The organism is Streptomyces sp. NPDC028907, from assembly GCF_055564995.1.
Map to the genome: position 1 here is coordinate 1 of NZ_JBVHVE010000055.1, position 1018 is coordinate 1018.

2 protein-coding genes are annotated in these 1018 nt (G+C 62.6%); both read left to right on the top strand.

Features of this window, described 5'->3' with window-relative positions:
• A partial coding sequence (locus ACZ4UU_RS45115; RefSeq protein ID WP_471909276.1) for a transposase family protein occupies nt 1–340 on the top strand: 340 nt, incomplete at its 5' end.
• A gap of 23 nt (nt 341–363) precedes the next feature.
• The gene (locus ACZ4UU_RS45120) at nt 364–984 is read left to right on the top strand and encodes a hypothetical protein (protein WP_471909277.1); all 621 of its coding nucleotides are present in this window, start codon (nt 364–366) and stop codon (nt 982–984) included.
• Nucleotides 985–1018: the final 34 nt, after the last annotated feature.

Genomic DNA, 1018 nt, shown 5'->3' on the forward strand with positions numbered 1-1018 from the left:
GTGGATCTCGCCGACGCTGCCCGGCCGCGCGCACGACCTCACTGCGGCCCGCACCCACCGGATCATCCGGATCTGCGAACGCCAGAGCGTCCCGGTCCTCGCCGACCGCGCCTACATGGGAGCCGGCCCCTGGGTGACAACACCCCTCAGACGCCCGCCGGGCCGCGACCTCACACCGACCCAGCAAACCGTCAACCGAGCGCTGTCCACAGCACGGGCGCCGGTCGAGCGCGGCGTCGCGCGACTGAAGTCGTGGCGGATCTTCCGCAGGGCCCGATGCAGCCCAAATCGAATGTCGTCAATCGCCGCCGCCGTCCTCACGCTGGAGCGGCAACGCTGAAGAGGCTCAGTAATTCGGAAGCAATGGACGTACTGAAAGGTTTCGAGGATGAGGGACTGATTCTTCTGGAAGCCACGAGCGACGATGGCAGAGTGAGCCTGGATGGGTGGAAGCCCTTCACCGGCCCCAAGCAGGCTGGGAATGTCGCCGGGGTAATCGTCCGTTTCTGGGGGACAGGGCGTAAAGGAAACCGAAAGTCAGATCCTGAACGGATCGGCTCCGGACCGATTGGACTGAATACGGCATGGGGTATTACCCAGCTGTATCACGCCGGCATTAGCGGAAACGGCGCCACCAACTGTCATGGTCAAGGACGTGCTGTCGACTTTGTCGGAGTTCGCGGTGAACTCGAAGGCATCCAATTGTACTTCACTGTATTCGATGACTGGGGAAAGGTACATGTCCCCGGACTCACCACTGCGAACGGGGACTGGCCCGCCGGGACCGGTAGCAATACCAGTTATCGACTGCTGGCGGACGAGGCTCCCGATACGTTCGCGACCCAGTTCTTCCTCGAGTTCTATCATTTCGCCGCAACGAACTACCAGGACCGCACCTCCGGCATTGAAGGACCCGACGATCCCACTGAGCCTCTTTCATCCCGTGCTCCAGGGGTGAAATGGGCTGGTCAGCAGGGGCGGTGACATGGCGGAGCCCCTCGTCGTTGGCGTGGTGATC

Bases quoted from the DNA above. Each gene is read 5' to 3' on its own strand.
- ACZ4UU_RS45120 (WP_471909277.1), top strand. From the start codon at position 364: ATGGACGTACTGAAAGGTTTCGAGGATGAGGGACTGATTCTTCTGGAA.